Genomic DNA, 1,023 nt, shown 5'->3' with positions numbered 1-1,023 from the left:
GTGCCGATTCAAGCAGCTATTGGACACAAAATTGTGGCTCGTACGGATATCAAGGCCCTTCGTAAAAACGTACTTGCCAAGTGTTATGGTGGTGACGTTTCGCGTAAACGCAAACTCCTTGAAAAACAAAAAGCTGGTAAGAAACGCATGAAAGCTATCGGATCAGTAGAAGTACCACAAGAAGCCTTCCTTAGCGTCTTAAGCATGGATGAAGAATAGAAATAAAAAAACTCTTGAAGATTTTTCAAGAGTTTTTGCTTTAAATGTGAGCTATAAAATCGTAAACTAACTGAATCGATTAGGTTAGAATTTGACAGAAGTCCTTATTTTTCTTATAATGCAGATGGAAAGGTGGTAGGATGAAAAGATTATTAATTTTAGGTACTGTAGTTACTATTAGTGCTTTTTTAGCTTCATGCTCCAATAAATCGCAAACAGCAACCGAAGAAAGTTCGACTGCGGTTGTTAGGTCTTCTAGCAGTCAGGAAACAAGTAGCTCTAGCTCTGCTGTTTCTGAAGCGAAAAAGGAAGAGACGCAAATCATCGGTTCGAATGAATATGGTTTTGTCAAGGTACCCAAATCATGGGTTCAATTCCATGAAGTAGAAGGTGGAAATGATATACAGTATAGTGATGGAACAGATATCAACATTGTTACGCTGAATACCTTCAAGGCTGAGCAGTTCAATATCAGCGAAGAAGAATATGCTAAACTGGATGTTGTGAATGTCTCATCTAGTATTTTAACTTCCAAAGAACAAAGCTCTGATTTCAGTAAGGTTTGGGGCTCCAAATCGACCATTGGAGGCTATGAAGCCTATGTTGTCAATGCAATTGCTAAGTCAGGGAAATACCTCGTTACCTGGGTTTTCCGATCAAATGATGGTAAAATCCGCTATGTTTCACTTGAAGGGGATGGGGAAACTTTAAAAACAATCTTACCGATGGTTGAAAGTAGCTGGTCAACTACTAAAGCTGAATAAATGAAAAAAAGAAGATCCTTGGTCTTCTTTTTATTTTTTT

The 1,023-nt window shown here is 38.0% G+C and carries 1 protein-coding gene and 1 pseudogene; both read left to right on the top strand.

Translation table 11 applies throughout. The features are described from left to right. Positions 1 to 219 (top strand): annotated as a pseudogene (locus GMD4S_RS09350) (elongation factor 4); the annotation flags it as partial. Between the two features lie 140 nt (positions 220 to 359). Then, positions 360 to 983, top strand: coding sequence for a hypothetical protein (locus GMD4S_RS09345; protein WP_000825985.1), 624 nt, complete (start codon positions 360 to 362; stop codon positions 981 to 983). Positions 984 to 1,023 lie beyond the last annotated feature (40 nt).

The sequence above is a fragment of the Streptococcus sp. GMD4S genome, from assembly GCF_000296955.1.
This window is presented reverse-complemented; position numbering and strand designations above follow the sequence as displayed.